Origin of the sequence: Streptomyces sp. NPDC012935, from assembly GCF_042900345.1 — a bacterium.
Lineage (GTDB): Bacteria > Actinomycetota > Actinomycetes > Streptomycetales > Streptomycetaceae > Streptomyces.
Map to the genome: position 1 here is coordinate 118,825 of NZ_JBIBBC010000018.1, position 14,490 is coordinate 133,314.

A 14,490-nucleotide genomic window follows, 5' to 3' on the forward strand; every position below is an offset into this window, starting at 1 on the left:
GTGGGAACGGTCAGAGGTCCTCAGCGATGATCTTCTCGATGTTGCGCTCGGCGAGTGCGGTGATGGTGACGAAGGGATTGACGCTGACGTTGCCGGGGATGAGTGCGCCGTCCATCACGTACAGGCCCGGATGGCCGTGCAGGCGACCGTAGTTGTCAGTGGCCTTGTCGAGGACGGCTCCACCGAGCGGGTGGTACGTGAGATGGTCGCCCCAGATCTTGTACGTGCCGAAGAGGTCCGTGCGGTAGATGGTCCCTTCCTTGGCGTTGATCTTGTCGAAGATCGTTTTCGCCATGGTGATCGACGGCTGCTTCCACGCGGTCTGCCAGTCCAGTTCCACCTTCCCTGCCGACGCGTTCCAAGTGAACCGGCCGCGGTGCGGATTGTTCGTGATCGACAGATAGAACGACGCCCAGGTCTCGATGCCGGTCGGCAGCGGGGCCACCTCGGCGAACGCACCCCCCGCTGCCCAGTTGTCGATACCCGCCGTCGGGATCGACGACTGGAGCGCTCCGGTCGGGTCCCACAGATGGTTGGCCCGGCCGCACATGACGTTGCCGTTCTCGCCCCATCCGTTGCCGATCTCGTTGTTGAGGCCGGGGAGTGCGCCCGTGGCCTTCAGACGGACCAGCAGCTTGCTGGTGCCGACACTTCCGGCTGCGAAGAACACCCGTTGCGCCTGCACGGTCTTGGTGGCGGTGACGGCCCCGTTCGTGTCGAGTTGCTCCATGGTCACGGAGTAGCCGCCGTTTGTGGCGGGGGTGACCGCGGTGACCCTGTGCAGCGGTGAGATGCTGACCCGGCCGGTAGCGCGGGCCTGTGCGAGATAGGTCTTCGGCAGGGACTTCTTGCCGTGGTTGTTGCCGTACAGGATCTCGCCGGCCAGGGCCGATTTGGTGGCCGCGCCCGCGGCCTCCTGCTTCATGTAGTCCCAGTCGTAGACGTTGGGGACGAACATGAAGCGGAAACCGGACCGCCCGGCGTGTTTGCGGCCTACGCGCGCGTACTTGTAGCACTCCGTCGTGTCGAACCAGGCCGGGTCGATCGAGCTGACCCCGAGCGTGCTGTTCGCCCGCGGGTAATACACGTCGTACATTTCGTCGGCGTCGACCGAGGGAAGCACGCCGGGGAAGCGGCTCCTCTCGGGGGTCACCGCCATACCGCCGTTGACGAGGGAGCCGCCCCCGACTCCTCGCCCCTGGTACACCACGATGCCGCCCATTTCCTCGGCGTCCAGGATGCCCGTGTACCGCGGCACGTCCCGGTCCAGCGGGAAGCCGAGGAAATTGCTCAGGGGTTGCTTGGTCCGCGTGCGCAGCCAGAACGAACGGTAGTCGGGGGTGGTGGTGTTGGCGAAGACCTTGCCGTCCGTTCCGGGGGTGTCCCAGGCCATGCCCATTTCCACCATGTGGACGTCCACGCCGGCCTGGGCGAGACGGAGTGCGGTGACGGACCCTCCGTACCCGGTGCCTATGACGAGTGCGCTGACCTGTGCTCCGGGTTCGATCAGGGCGGCATCTCGGGGGAGCGCCGCGGCGGTCGGCAGGTCGAATGCGCCCAGAGCAGCGGCGCCTAGAATAGAACCAGTTCTACCAAGAAATCGACGGCGGGAAGGACCTCTTCCTTCCTGCGTGTCGAGTGATCTGGAGTCCATGCAGATCCCCTTCCTCTCGCATAATAGAAACGGGTTCTACTAAGAAGCGCGAAACAAGTCACGAGAAACCTACGGGTAACTTGACTACCGTCCTCGGCTTTCCCGCATCAGAAACAGACCGACAACGCACCCGCCTCATCAGCACCCACCAATACAGCGACCCATGTCTCCGAAACTGATCGCTGAGGCTTGCTTGTCGCGGCGGGGGGCGTCCGCCGGGTCAGCCCTCCGCGGCACGCAGCGGTTCGCCGACGCTACTGAGGTGGCGCAGCGCCTCACGGTACGAGGCGATCAGCCGGCTCTGGTGGTACGGGACGCCCAGCTCCGCGCAGTACCGCTCGGTGATGGCCTGAGCCCTGGCGAGTGCCGGCGTCGGCATGCTGGGGAAGAGGTGGTGCTCGATCTGGTAGTTCAGCCCTCCCATGAAGACGTCCACCAGGACGCCGCCGCGGACGTTGCGCGAAGTGAGGACCTGGCGGCGCAGGAAGTCCAGCCGGGTCCCTTCCTCGATCATCGGCATCCCCTTGTGGTTGGGCGCGAACACCGAACCGAGGTAGATCCCGAACAGGCCTTGGTGCACAGCGAGAAAGGCGAGCGCTTTGGCCGGCGAGAGGACAGCGAACAGCCCTCCGAAATACACCACGAAATGCGTCACGAGCAGCGTGCCCTCAAGGACCGGTCGTTTCACCGACCGATTTCTCAGGGCCCGGAAGCTGCTGAAGCTCAGATTCAGGCCCTCCAGGGTCAGCAACGGAAGGAAGAGTGCGGCCTGGTGCTTTCCGACGATACGAGGCAGGCCCCTGGCTTTACGGGCCTGGCGGCGCGACCACACGAGGATGTCCGGCGAGACGTCCGGGTCCTTTCCCTCGTGATTGGGGTTCGCGTGGTGTCGGGTGTGCTTGTTCATCCACCACCCGTAGCTCATGCCCAGCAGCAGGTCGGCGACCAGCAGGCCCCCGGCCTCGCTGGGCCGCCGACGGGAGAAGACCTGCTGATGGGCGAGGTCGTGGGCGGCCAGCCCGAGCTGACCGAAAACCGCGGCCAGGACGACGGCGACGACCAGCTGGCCCCAACTGTCCCCCAGGGCGAGAAAGGCGCCGAAGCACCCCACGAGAGCGAGGGCGACCAGCCCGAAACGCACCGTGTAGTACAGCGGGCGGCGCCGGAGAAGCCCGGCAGCGGTTATGCGTCGCGACAATTCGGAGAAGTCGCTGCCAACGCGTCGCTCGTGTCGTTCTCTGTGCGTCGGCGGGTCTGCCGGTATCACCGTGGGATTCGTCATGGGTGTCAGTATCTGGATCATTCTCCGGCGGCAGAATGATGGCCGCCCCCTTAAGCGGGGTGGAGGTAGCACCACCACGGCACTGAGGAAGGACCACGGCCGGCGCCGCCGAACGCCACGCGACCCCGCCCCGCCGCCCCGCCGCTCCGCCGACCCCCGGACCGCCGCCGCGGAAGCCGTGTTCTCCTGAGGCACCACGAGTCTGTTGCGCTGTGCGGGGTATCTGGAGCACCGGCTGATGGCGGCCGCGGGCGAGCAGAACGGTGAGCTTGAGTTCCTCGAACGCCCTAGGGACAGTTCGTCTTCGCTCGGCCCTAGGCCACGCTCCAGTTCGCCCCTACGCGGGGACGAGTGACTGAGCACGGTAGTTGGCCCGTCCGGCGAAGTAGGCGCTCAGCTCCGACAGTGCCCGCGAGCGGTCACTCCCCGTGGAGACCCCATTCGTCGAGATCGCCGTAGACGTGGGCCTCAAGGCATCGTGGGGCGTCCATGCCTACGGCCTCGCCCCGGTAGAGGGCGATGAGTGAGTCCTTGCCTCGCCACCAGGTGTCAGTCAGGCCCTGCACTTCAGGTACCTGCTCGTACCCTTCGAGGTCCAGGGAGTCGACGGCCTTGCCGGTGATCCTCGTGATGGTCTTGGCCCAGCGCCTCGCGTGGCTGGTCAGCGCCAGCGATTCCACCCAGCCTTCGGTACTGAGATGCAGCGGCGCCCAACGGGAGCCGTGGATCCCGAACTCGCCACCGGGGCCAATCATGAATCCGTAGGCCATGGACACCCGACAGTCCCCGGCCGGTATCCACCAGCCCTCCGTGGCCGAACCCTGGGGAACGTCTGCGTCCAGGATGCGTGGGCCGCTCTCGTAAAACGGGGCCGGAGGCAGCGCGAGACCGCCCCAGCGCTCCTGGAAGGCCGCTGCACGGTCGATCTCTGCGGCCGGGATACCACGCTCGATCCAGGCGTCGCGCAGACGCTTGATGTCCTGCCGAGGCACCCGGATGCCCTCCACCTCGACGAACCTCTTGGCTCTGCGGGTCAAGCCGACCGGCGCGACCGGGATGGGCGATACGGAAGTGGCGGCCATCATGGTGCCGAAGTCTAGTGGCGGGTCCGGTAGCGCCTCGGGCGGAGTTACTGTCCGCTGTCCTATGGGCAGGGGGCGCCGCGAGTGCAGGGCGGGCCCTTGGAACGCGAGGCCGACTGCTCTGCTCTGAGTGGCCAACTGGCATGCTCAGCCACAACACCCGCAGACCCCAGTCCACCGGGAAACCCCCTCGCCTTCACGGGGGTTCTTCGACTGCAGATTGCTGCATGATCTCGGGAACGGGGCTGACGGCGTTCAGGGTTTCGGCAGGTTCACGGAAAACACTGGGCCCTCTGAGTTGGGGTCTTCGGAACCGTTGTAGCTCACTGTTCCGCCTGCCTCGCCGACGTCGAGGATGAGGTATCCGGTGACGGACTGCCCCGGTTTATAGGCCGTGTCGAGACTCCGACCGTCGCCGGCACCTTCCAGCGTGGAGGCGTCCTGAGCGGCCGTGTCGGTGTCCTCCCACTCCATCCTGCCGTACGTCATGATCTCCGCAGGGGCGTCGCCGATGTTCTTCAGCGTGAGCGTCAGTTTGACGAACCGCCCGTTCTCTGGCTGGTTGCTCGTGTCGACGTCGTCCGGCGTCACGTACTCCGCACTGACGACCTTGACGGACATCTTCGACGTGACCGTGTAGTTCTCGCCGAGCTCGTCCGTCACGCCCGTGTTGAACTCTCCCGTCTCGCCGACCTCCAGTACGGGTCCGGGGGCGGATAAGGCTGATGTCGCGGACGGCTCGACAGCCGCTTCGTCGGCCGGTGCTTGCGACGCCGGCTCCTGCTTCGCGATCGAATCCCCAGGGTCGCTCGGCGACGAACACCCCGCCAACAGAACGGCGGACAGCATCACCGTCGGCACACAGGCGCGGCGGATGTGAGCGCGCATAGTGCATCCCCCCATGTATCAGTGACCTCCCCTGGCCACATGGAGCAGCAAGGGTAAGGCACTGGAGGTAGTTTTGTGTTCGGTTGACCCATGGAGCTATGTCGGTGGTGAGCTCCTCACGCCTCGACTTCGCGTTCGAGAGAAACCGTCAGTTTCACCTTGGCGGCCGACGGCTCCCACGCCCGCGCGGACGTGATCGGTGCACAGCCTCGTCGTCAACCGACCGCCGCACCCGCCCGCCGCACCCGCCCATCACCCGCCCACAGTGCGCTACCACCCCCGGCCCCCTGGAGTGCCGGGGAGTCCCGACCGAAACCAGGGGCGTCATGCCGGCATGTGGCTCAGGCGTCGATGATGACGGGGATGATGAGGGGCTTGCGGCGGTGGGTGCGGAACGCCCAGTTCGCCACGGCGCGGGCAAGAAGTTGTTCGAGTTGGCGTGCGTCTCCGACACCTTCCTCGGCCGCGGTGGCCAGGGTCTTCTCGATGACGGGGACGACGGCCTCGAAGGTGGTGTCGTCGTGGACGAAGCCACGGGCCAGGAAGTCGGGGGCCTCGGCGAGGGCGCCGGTGTCCGCGTCGACGATCGCCACCACCGTGACGACGCCTTCCTCTGCGAGGGTGAGGCGGTCCTTGAGGGACGCCTCGGTGGCGCCGCCGACTTCCATGCCGTCCACGTAGACGTTGCCGGCGGGGACCTTGCCGGTGATGGACGCGCGCCCGTCGACGAGGTCGACGACGACGCCGTCCTCGGCGATGACGACCCGGTCGGGGTCGACGCCCGTACGGATGGCGAGGTCGCTGTTGGCCCGAAGGTGGCGCCATTCGCCGTGCACGGGCATGACGTTGCGGGGTTTGACGATGTTGTAGCAGTAGACGAGTTCGCCGGCGCTGGCGTGCCCGGAGACGTGCACCCTGGCGTTGCCCTTGTGAACCACGTTGGCGCCCCACCGGGTCAGGCCGTTGATCACCCGGTAGATGGCGTTCTCGTTGCCGGGGATGAGGGAGCTGGCGAGCAGGACGGTGTCGCCCTTGCCGATGCGGATCACGTGGTCGCGGTTGGCCATCCGTGACAGCGCGGCCATCGGTTCGCCCTGGGAGCCGGTGCACACCAAGGTGATCTTGTGGTCCGGGAGCTTTTCCAGTTCCTTCGTGCTCACGACCAGACCGGAGGGAACCTTCAAGTAGCCCAGGTCACGGGCGATGCCCATGTTGCGGACCATCGACCGGCCGACGAAGGCGACCTTGCGGCCGTGCTGGTGGGCGGCGTCCAGGACCTGCTGGATGCGGTGCACATGGCTGGCGAAGCTGGAGACGATGACCCGGCGCGGCGCGGTGCGCATCACCTGCTCGATCGCCGGGTTCAGCTCACGCTCGGAGGTGGTGAAGCCGGGGACCTCGGCGTTGGTGGAGTCGGTGAGGAACAGGTCCACGCCCTCCTCGCCGAGGCGGGCGAAGGCGCGCAGATCGGTGATGCGATCGTCGAGCGGGAACTGGTCCATCTTGAAGTCGCCGGTGTGCAGCACCAACCCGGCCCGGGTGCGGATCGCGACCGCGAGACTGTCCGGGATCGAGTGGTTGACCGCGACGAACTCGCAGTCGAAGGGCCCGAAGCCGCGCCGGTCGCCCTCCCGGACCCGCACCGTGCGCGGCCGGATGCCGTGTTCCTTGAGCTTGGCCTCCAGAAAGGCCAGCGTCAGCTTGGAGCCGACGACGGGAATGTCGGACCGCTCGCGCAGCAGGTACGGCACGCCGCCGATGTGGTCCTCGTGGCCGTGGGTGAGCACCACGGCCACGATGTCGTCCAGCCGGTCCCGGATCGAGGTGAAGTCCGGCAGGATGACGTCCACGCCGGGCTGGGTCTCCTCGGGGAACAGCACGCCGCAGTCGACGATGAGCAGCTTGCCGGCGTGCTCGAATACGGTCATGTTGCGGCCGATCTCACCCAGGCCGCCCAGGGGGATGACCCGCAGCCCTCCTTCGGGAAGGGGCGGGGCGGCTTTCAATTCGGGGTGCGGATGACTCATACCTTGACGTTACCCGGAGAGTGGGAAGAGATGATCCATTGCCTGTGATCTCTCCTTCCGACGGAGTGGGGCACCGGCAGCGGTTGCCCCGGGATGTCGCATTACTCCGGTTACTCCGGCGGTCGGCCGGTTCCGTGCCCATGCTGCCCGCCGAGCGCGGGTCCGGATGCTCGAGTGAACGTGCTCTCCTGGACCGGTGCGGTGCTGGGCACTGTCACCCGGCCCTTCCCCTACCGCGTTCGGCTACCCCCGGGTTCCTGAGTGGGCGTGCGGGTCTACGCCGGTGCCGCGGGCCGGAGTGGAGGCCGACCAGCAGTTATGGCGCGGGGCTGTTCCGCCCGGCAGGGAACATCGAGCTGCCCGGCGCTGAAAGCCGTTGGCGATCTCCCACAGGCCGTCCGGTGCGGCCGCGAGCCGTACACGCGTCACATCGTCGATGTGATGTGTACGCGCACAGTGAGCTCCCCGGCCGTGAGTGCGAGCCCCTCCGAGGATCATGGAGCCGCGTGAAGCACGGGAAAGCGGCCGTCGCCCCGATCAGCGAGCGGCGTCCAGGTCCACGGCCAGGTCCTCCGTCTCCGTCCAGAACCGTTCGTCCGCGTCCTGGAGCCGGGAGGCCGCCTGCTTCATGTGGGTGAGCGCGGCGGCGCGGGCCGCGTCCGCATCGCCGGTGCCGATCGCGGCAAAGATCGCGTGGTGTTCCTTGCGGACCTCTTCGATGAAGTCGCCGCGGCGGGCCTCGTTGGCTCGGGTGACGCGGATGCCGCTGCGCATGACCTCGCCCAGATAGCGCACGGTCGAGACCATGACCGCGTTGCCGGTCGACTCGGCGATGGACCGGTGGAAGGCCAGGTCCTCCTCCACACCGTCACCGCCGGCCGCGACCGCCGCGTCGATCGCGTCCAGGGCCTCCCGCATACGGGAGAGGTCGGCGGCCGTGGCGCGGGTGGCCGCGAGGGACGCGGCCTCGCCCTCCATCGCGCGCCGGACTTCCACGATCTGCAGGACCTTGGACCTGGTGTCGGCGGCCTCGGCCTCCAGGTCGAGCGGCCGGGTGCGGCGCGGCAGGATGAACACGCCGCGGCCCTGGCGCGGCTCGACCAGGCCGGCGTTGCGGAGCCGGGACACGGCCTCGCGCACCACCGTACGGCTGACGCCGAGCTGCTTGACCAGCTCGACTTCCGTCGGCAGTTTGTCGCCCTCGGCCAGCCGTCCGGACTCGATTTCCTCCGCGAGGATCGCGGCGACCTGATCCGCGAGCCGGACGGGACCGCTCACCTTGGAAAACATGGTGTTCAGTCTATCGGCGCGGACTCCGTCGAACTCGCCGCGAGAGGCTCGACGACCGCCTCCGGGTGGGCCTCGATGTAGTCGCGCAGCACCGCCTCGAAGGTCGGGTCGGGCTCCAGGCCGAGGGAGGCGGCGCGGGCGTTGTCGAACTCGGCGGGCCATGAGCCCACGATGGCCTCGACCGCCGGGTCGGGTGCGATCGTCACCAGGTCCGCGACGGAGTCCCCGGCGACCCGCCGCAGTGTGGCCAGCATGTCGGCGACGGACACCGTGAGCGCCGGGAGGTTGACCGGCACCCCGCCGTCGATCCGGCCCGGACCGCAGCCGCGCTCGGCCTCGGCGATGCGCAGGATGCCGTGGACGGTGCGCTGCGGCGAGGCCAGGGCCACCCTTAGGGCGGGATCGACCGGGCAGGTCGCCGGCAGGCCCGCCAGCGGTTCGCGGACGATCCCGGACAGGAAGCCTGAGGCGGCCGCGTTCGGCCTGCCCGGCCGCACCGACACGGTCATCAGCCGGGCTACCCGCCCGTCGAGGAAACCGCGGCGCGAGTACTCGGCGACGAGCTGCTCGCAGATCAGCTTCTGCGTCCCGTAGCTCGACCGGGGGGTCGGCAGCGTCGCCTCGCTGACCACCGGCGGCAGCGGCAGCGCCGGGTCGGAGCCGTACACCGCGACGCTGCTGGAGAACACCACGCGTACCGTCGGCCCACCGGCGGCCGACTGCGCCCGCGCGGCGTCGAGCAGCGCCCTGGTCGTGTCCAGGTTGGCGCTCATCCCAAGGTCGAAGTCGGCCTCGCACTCGGCCGAGACCGCGGAGGCGAGATGGATCAGCACGTCCACCGGCTCCGCGAACACCTCCCCGATCCGGTCGGCCAGATCGCCCTGCACGACGTCGACCAGCGGATCGGCGGCTTCCGGTGCCTCCGGCGGTACGAACCGGTCGGCGAGGACGAGCCGGTCGACGGGCGCGCCGCGGAACCTCCGGCGCTCCAGCAGCGCCGCGGCGACCAGGCGGCCCAGGAAGCCGAAGCCACCTGTGATGACGATCCTCATGCGGTTTTCTCTCCTCGGAACCCTTGGACGTGGAGGTGGTTCTTCAGCCAGCCGAGCCCTTCGCTCGTACCGGCGCGGGGGCGGTACTCGCAGCCGATCCAGCCGTCGAAGCCCAGCTCGTCGATGACAGCGAACAGATGGTCGATGGCGAGTTCGCCCTGGTCGGGCTCATGGCGGTCGGGCACGCCCGCGATCTGTAGATGGCCGACCCGGCCGGTGGGCAGGTCCCTGCGCAGGGTGGTGGTGAGGTCACCCTCGACGATCTGGCAGTGGTAGAGGTCGAGCTGCACCTTGAGATTCGGCGCGCCCACCGACTGGGCCACGGCGTGCGCCTCGGTCTGCCGGCTCAGGAAGTAGCCGGGCATGTCACGGCCGTTGATCGGCTCGATCAGGATGTCGACGCCGACCGCGGCGGCGTGCTCGGCGGCCCAGGCGAGGTTGGCCAGGTACGTGTCCCGGGCCGCGGGCACGGCGTCGGGCCCGACCAGTCCGGCCATCACGTGCACCCGGGGGCTGCCGAGGGCCGCCGCGTACTCCAGGGCCCGTTCGATCCCGGAGCGGGTCTCGGCCTCGCGCCCGGGCAGCGCCGCGGTGCCGCGCTCGCCGGAGTCCCAGGCACCGGGCGGTGCGTTGAAGAGGACCTGGCGCAGGCCGTTCTCGTCGAGCAGGCGGCGCAGTTCGGCGGCCTCGTAGGCGTACGGGAAGAGGTACTCGACGGCCTCGAAGCCGTCCGCCGAGGCCGCGGCGAAACGGTCGGGGAAATCGTGCTCGGTGTACATCATCGACAGGTTCGCGGCGAACCTCGGCATGGTGCGGCTCCTCGGTCGGGCCGGCGGTTGACGCTCCAGACCGGCCAGCTGTTGACGATTCGGACCGGCTAGCGGTTGACGATCTGCTTCTTCGTGGTGAGCACCGCGCCCGCGCCGACGACGAGGCTGAGCGCCAGCACGTACATCGGGAGCTCGGTCGAACCGGTCGCGTCCTTGAGCGCGCCGATCATGTACGGGCTGACGAAGCCGGCCAGGTTGCCCACCGAGTTGATGACGGCGAGACCGGCCGCTGCGGCGGTGCCGCCCAGGAACGCGGTCGGCAGCGACCAGAACAGCGGGGCACAGGTCAACACCCCGGCCGCGGCGAAGGACAGCGCGGCCAGGGACAGTGCGGTCGACCCGGACCAGCTCGCCGCGAGCGAGAAGCCGACGGCGCCCATCAACGACGGGATCACCAGGTGCCAACGGCGCTCACGGTGCTTGTCCGCGGACCGCCCGAACACGTTCATCGCGACGAGCGCGGCAAGGAACGGCACGGCGCTCAGCACACCGATGGCGAGGCTGCCCTCGATGCCGGTCGACTGGACGAAGGTGGGCATCCAGAAGGTCAGTGCGTACTGGCCCATCACGAAGCAGAAGTAGATGAGGCACATCAGCCACACCCTGGGCTCGCGGAAGGCGTCCCACACCTTGCCGTGCACCGTCCGGTGCGCGGCGTCCTCGGCGATCGCCCGCTCGACGATGCCCTTCTCGTCGTCGCTGAGCCACTTCGCGTCGCGCACTCCGTTGTCGAGGTAGAACAGCGTCGCCACACCGATGATCAGCGCCGGGATGGCCTCCAGCAGGAACATCCACTGCCAGCCCTGCCAGCCGTTCACGCCCTGGAAACGGTCCATGATCCAGCCGGAGAGCGGGTTGCCGAAGATGCCGGCGACCGGGATGGCGGACATGAACAGCGCGATCACCCGGGCCCGCCGGTGCGAGGGGAACCAGTAGGTGCAGTAGAGGATCACGCCCGGGTAGAAGCCGGCCTCCGCTGCACCGAGCAGGAACCGGAGCACGTAAAAGGTCGTCTCGCTGTTGACGAACATGAACGACGCCGAGACCAGACCCCAGGTGATCATGATGCGGGCGATCCAGGTACGGGCGCCGATGCGCTGCAGCATCAGGTTCGACGGCACCTCGAAGAGGAAGTAGCCGATGAAGAACAGACCGGCGCCCAGGCCGTACGCGGCCTCGCTGAACCCGAGGTCGTCCGACATCTGCAGCTTGGCGAAGCCGACGTTGACGCGGTCCAGGTACGAGAAGACGTAGCAGAGGATCAGGAAGGGGACGATGCGTCGTACGACCTTGCGGAAGACGGCGTTCTCACGGGCGAGGTCGGGGGCGGCCTCGCCCGTCGTCGCAGACAGGGACATGAAGCAATCCTTCGTAAGCGGCTCAGGGGGATTCTCTGACGGGGTGGGGGCGGGTCACCACGCTGCTCGGAACGTGGACCTCAGTTCGTCGATCGCGTGTTGGGGGAGTGGCTCAGGGCGACGATCGGTCAGGAGCCAGAGCCGTGCCGTCTCCTCGAGTTCCTCGAGGACGGCGAGGGCGGCGGCCGCGTCGGGACCCCAGACGACGGGGCCGAGACGTTCCAGCAGCACGGCCCTGATCGGGGTGCCGCCCGCCGCCCGGTCGGCGATACGGGCGGTCACCAGGTCGGCCACGCGCGGATCGCCGGGCCGGTGGTACGGGACGAGCGGAACGTGCCCCACCTTCATCACGTAGTACGGGGTGATGGGCGGGAGCACGTCGTCCTGGTCCCACACACCGGTCAGGGTGAGGACGACCAGGTGCGTGGAGTGGGTGTGGACGACGAACCGGGCCGTGGGGTCGGCCTCGTAGATGCGCCGGTGCAGCGCGAGCGTCTTGCTGGCGCGGTCGCCCGCCACCTGCTGACCGGAGGCGTCGACCAGCGCGAGCCGGTCGGGGGCGAGGAAGCCGAGGGCGGCGTCGGTGGGCGTGATCAGGTGGCTGTCGCCGACCCGCGCGCTGATGTTGCCGGCGCTGGCATGCACGTACCCCCGGGCGAAAAGGCTGGTGCCGACCCGGACGATCTCGCGGCGCGCGGCGTTCACAGGGGTGTCGGGTGTGGTGTCCGTGGTCCCGTCGGCGGTCATGACGCCTGCCCGTCCAGGAGGGCCAGCGAGCCGGTGAAGAAGTCGGGGCCGCCGAAGTTGCCGGACTTGAGGGTGAGGTGGAGGGTGTCGCCGCCGGGCAGCGTCGCCGCGCACCACGGCACCCCGGGGGCGATCTGCGGTCCGATACGGAGCCGGGTGATGCCGAGCGCCTGGACGACGGCGCCCGAGGTTTCGCCGCCCGCGACGACGAGCCGGCGGACCCCGCGCTTGACGAGTCCCCGCGCCACCCGGGCCAGGGTCCGCTCCACGAGCGCACCGGCCTCGGCGCCACCGAGGCGGCCCTGGACGGCCCGTACCGTGTCGGGTGCCTCGGTGGAGTAGACGAGGACCGGCCCGTCGGCGAGGTGCGCGTCGGCGAAAGCGAGCGCCTGCCCGGCCACGTCCTCACCGGCCGCGATCCGCAGCGGGTCCACGCTGAACGCGGGCCGTCCCGTGCGCAGGAACTCCAGCACCTGCCCGTTCGTGGCGACGGATACCGAACCGGAGACGACGGCGGCATGCCCGCCTGCCGGCGGCAGTTGCGCGGCAGCGGCGGACGGCTCGAAGCCCCAGTTCGCAGGCAGCCCGATCGCGAGTCCGGAACCGGCGGTCACCAGCGGCAGGTCCCGTACCGCTTCGCCCAGCCGCACGAGATCGTCGTTGGACACGGCGTCGACGATCGCGACCCCGACACCCTCCTTGCGCAGCTCGTCGAACCGGGTCCGGACGGCGTCGGCGCCGCCCGCGACGACGGTGTGGTCGACGAGACCGACGGGCCGCCCGGTCTGCGCCTGCAGTACGGAGACGAGGCTCGGGTCGGTCATCGGCGTGAGCGGGTGGTGCCGCATCCCGCTGTCGCTGAGCAGCACGTCACCGACGAAGAGGTGGCCCTTGAAGACGGTGCGGCCGTTGTCGGGGAACGCCGGAGTGGCGACCGTGAAGTCCGCGCCCAGCGCGTCCATCAGCGCCTCGGTGACCGGGCCGATGTTGCCCGCGGGGGTCGAGTCGAAGGTGGAGCAGTACTTGAAGTACATCTGCTCGGCGCCGGCCTCCCGCAGCCAGGCGAGGGCTCGGAGTGAGGCGTCGACGGCGTCGGACGCGGGGGTCGTCCGCGACTTCAGGGCGATGACGACGGCGTCGGCGTCGATGGCCTGCCCATCGATCCGGTCCTCCGGTACGTCGATCAGCTGGACGACGCGCATGCCCGCACGCACGAGGTTGTTCGCCAGGTCGGTGGCGCCGGTGAAGTCGTCGGCGAGGCAGCCGAGTCGGATTCCCATGTCAGCCCTCCGCCTTCGGCAGGTCCGTCGGATCCGGGAGGTCGGCCGGCTTCGGCAGGTCCACACCCGGGAAGACCTTGATCACCGCGCTGTCGTCCTCGCCGCCGAGCCCGGAAGCCGAGGCGTGCAGGAACATCTGGTGCGCGGTGGAGGCGAGGGGGAGCGGGAACCTGTCGGGTCGCGCGGCGTCGAGCACCAGCCCGAGGTCCTTGACGAAGATGTCGACCGCGGACAGTGGTGTGTAGTCCCCGGCGAGCACATGCGCCATGCGGTTCTCGAACATCCAGGAGTTGCCCGCGCTGTGCGTGATGACCTCGTACAGGGCTTCGGCCGGGACCCCGGCCTTGATGCCGAGGGCCATCGCCTCGGCCGCTGCCGCGATGTGCACGCCCGCGAGGAGCTGGTTCACGATCTTGACCTTGGAGCCGAGCCCGGCCCGCTCGCCGAGCCGGTAGACCGTGCTGCTCATGGCCTCCAGGACCGGATCGGCGAGCGCGTACGCAGCGGGGGAGCCGGAAGTCATCATCGTCAGCTCACCGGCGGCCGCGCGGACGGCGCCGCCGGAGATGGGGGCGTCCAGATACAGCACCCCCTTCTCGGCCAGCCGCCCCTCCAGCTCGGCGGACCAGCCCGGGTCGACCGTTGAGCACATCACGTAGACGGCACCCGGGCGGAGCCGGTCGGCGGCGCCTTCGGGGCCGAACAGCACGGCCTCCACCTGCGCGGCGTTGACCACCACGCCGACGAGGACGTCCGTGTCGGCGGCGAGGGCGGCGGGGGAGGCGTACGCGGTGCCGCCGTCCCGGGCGAAGTCCGCGGCCACCTGCGGCCGAAGGTCGTGGACCCCCACCTCGTGGCCCGCACCGCGCAGGCTGCGTGCCATGCCGAGACCCATGGCCCCGAGCCCCACCACGCCTACGCGCGGCCGTGCCGGCCTGTACGGCCTTTGCTGGTCGTTCATGCCCATCCTCGTCCTGCCGTGCGGCTCTCTCACGGGCGC

Annotated in this window: 12 protein-coding genes; all 12 read right to left on the reverse strand. The window is 69.0% G+C overall.

Annotated features, from left to right (window positions below; all coding sequences use genetic code 11):
* Positions 1-10: 10 nt before the first annotated feature.
* The 12 genes from ACFY5C_RS33355 to ltnD all read right to left on the reverse strand — a co-directional run bounded on the left by ACFY5C_RS33355 (position 11) and on the right by ltnD (position 14,451).
* Entirely contained in the window at positions 11-1,654 is a 1,644-nt protein-coding gene (locus tag ACFY5C_RS33355) for a GMC oxidoreductase (RefSeq protein WP_389451489.1), read from the reverse strand.
* A 220-nt stretch (positions 1,655-1,874) separates the two neighbouring features.
* On the reverse strand, positions 1,875-2,936 hold the full coding sequence (locus ACFY5C_RS33360; RefSeq protein WP_389451492.1) for a fatty acid desaturase family protein: 1,062 nt from the start codon (positions 2,934-2,936) through the stop codon (positions 1,875-1,877).
* A 419-nt stretch (positions 2,937-3,355) separates the two neighbouring features.
* Complete coding sequence (locus tag ACFY5C_RS33365) at positions 3,356-4,018, reverse strand: hypothetical protein (RefSeq protein WP_389451670.1); 663 nt, start codon at positions 4,016-4,018, stop codon at positions 3,356-3,358.
* 255 nt (positions 4,019-4,273) lie between these two features.
* Positions 4,274-4,867, reverse strand: a complete 594-nt coding sequence (locus tag ACFY5C_RS33370; RefSeq protein WP_389451673.1) for a DUF4352 domain-containing protein — start codon at positions 4,865-4,867, stop codon at positions 4,274-4,276.
* Positions 4,868-5,247: 380 nt separating this feature from the next.
* Positions 5,248-6,933: a ribonuclease J gene (locus ACFY5C_RS33375; RefSeq protein ID WP_389451495.1), complete on the reverse strand. Its 1,686-nt coding sequence runs from the start codon at positions 6,931-6,933 to the stop codon at positions 5,248-5,250.
* 537 nt (positions 6,934-7,470) lie between these two features.
* Positions 7,471-8,223, reverse strand: a complete 753-nt coding sequence (locus tag ACFY5C_RS33380; protein ID WP_389451498.1) for a FadR/GntR family transcriptional regulator — start codon at positions 8,221-8,223, stop codon at positions 7,471-7,473.
* Between the two features lie 5 nt (positions 8,224-8,228).
* Positions 8,229-9,275, reverse strand: a complete 1,047-nt coding sequence (gene denD / locus ACFY5C_RS33385; RefSeq protein WP_389451501.1) for a D-erythronate dehydrogenase — start codon at positions 9,273-9,275, stop codon at positions 8,229-8,231.
* Positions 9,272-10,084 carry a 2-oxo-tetronate isomerase gene (gene otnI, locus ACFY5C_RS33390; protein ID WP_389451504.1) on the reverse strand — a complete coding sequence of 271 codons (813 nt, stop codon included), beginning with the start codon at positions 10,082-10,084 and terminating at the stop codon, positions 9,272-9,274. Before otnI ends, denD begins: the two co-directional genes overlap by 4 nt.
* 68 nt (positions 10,085-10,152) lie before the next feature.
* Complete coding sequence (locus ACFY5C_RS33395) at positions 10,153-11,463, reverse strand: MFS transporter (RefSeq protein WP_389451507.1); 1,311 nt, start codon at positions 11,461-11,463, stop codon at positions 10,153-10,155.
* Positions 11,464-11,517: 54 nt separating this feature from the next.
* The gene (locus ACFY5C_RS33400; protein WP_389451510.1) at positions 11,518-12,210 is read right to left on the reverse strand and encodes an aldolase; all 693 of its coding nucleotides are present in this window, start codon (positions 12,208-12,210) and stop codon (positions 11,518-11,520) included.
* On the reverse strand, positions 12,207-13,490 hold the full coding sequence (gene otnK, locus ACFY5C_RS33405) for a 3-oxo-tetronate kinase (RefSeq protein WP_389451513.1): 1,284 nt from the start codon (positions 13,488-13,490) through the stop codon (positions 12,207-12,209). The genes ACFY5C_RS33400 and otnK overlap by 4 nt, the downstream gene beginning before the upstream one ends.
* Position 13,491: 1 nt before the next feature.
* Positions 13,492-14,451: an L-threonate dehydrogenase gene (gene ltnD, locus ACFY5C_RS33410; RefSeq protein ID WP_389451516.1), complete on the reverse strand. Its 960-nt coding sequence runs from the start codon at positions 14,449-14,451 to the stop codon at positions 13,492-13,494.
* Between the last annotated feature and the right edge of the window lie 39 nt (positions 14,452-14,490).

What these genes read in the sequence shown, in the direction of transcription:
- ACFY5C_RS33355 (WP_389451489.1), bottom strand. Translation starts at nt 1,654, where the DNA reads ATGGACTCCAGATCACTCGACACGCAGGAAGGAAGAGGTCCTTCCCGC.
- ACFY5C_RS33360 (WP_389451492.1), bottom strand. Translation starts at nt 2,936, where the DNA reads ATGACGAATCCCACGGTGATACCGGCAGACCCGCCGACGCACAGAGAA.
- ACFY5C_RS33365 (WP_389451670.1), bottom strand. Translation starts at nt 4,018, where the DNA reads ATGGCCGCCACTTCCGTATCGCCCATCCCGGTCGCGCCGGTCGGCTTG.
- ACFY5C_RS33370 (WP_389451673.1), bottom strand. Translation starts at nt 4,867, where the DNA reads ATGCTGTCCGCCGTTCTGTTGGCGGGGTGTTCGTCGCCGAGCGACCCT.
- ACFY5C_RS33375 (WP_389451495.1), bottom strand. Translation starts at nt 6,933, where the DNA reads ATGAGTCATCCGCACCCCGAATTGAAAGCCGCCCCGCCCCTTCCCGAA.
- ACFY5C_RS33380 (WP_389451498.1), bottom strand. Translation starts at nt 8,223, where the DNA reads ATGTTTTCCAAGGTGAGCGGTCCCGTCCGGCTCGCGGATCAGGTCGCC.
- denD (WP_389451501.1), bottom strand. Translation starts at nt 9,275, where the DNA reads ATGAGGATCGTCATCACAGGTGGCTTCGGCTTCCTGGGCCGCCTGGTC.
- otnI (WP_389451504.1), bottom strand. Translation starts at nt 10,084, where the DNA reads ATGCCGAGGTTCGCCGCGAACCTGTCGATGATGTACACCGAGCACGAT.
- ACFY5C_RS33395 (WP_389451507.1), bottom strand. Translation starts at nt 11,463, where the DNA reads ATGTCCCTGTCTGCGACGACGGGCGAGGCCGCCCCCGACCTCGCCCGT.
- ACFY5C_RS33400 (WP_389451510.1), bottom strand. Translation starts at nt 12,210, where the DNA reads ATGACCGCCGACGGGACCACGGACACCACACCCGACACCCCTGTGAAC.
- otnK (WP_389451513.1), bottom strand. Translation starts at nt 13,490, where the DNA reads ATGGGAATCCGACTCGGCTGCCTCGCCGACGACTTCACCGGCGCCACC.
- ltnD (WP_389451516.1), bottom strand. Translation starts at nt 14,451, where the DNA reads ATGAACGACCAGCAAAGGCCGTACAGGCCGGCACGGCCGCGCGTAGGC.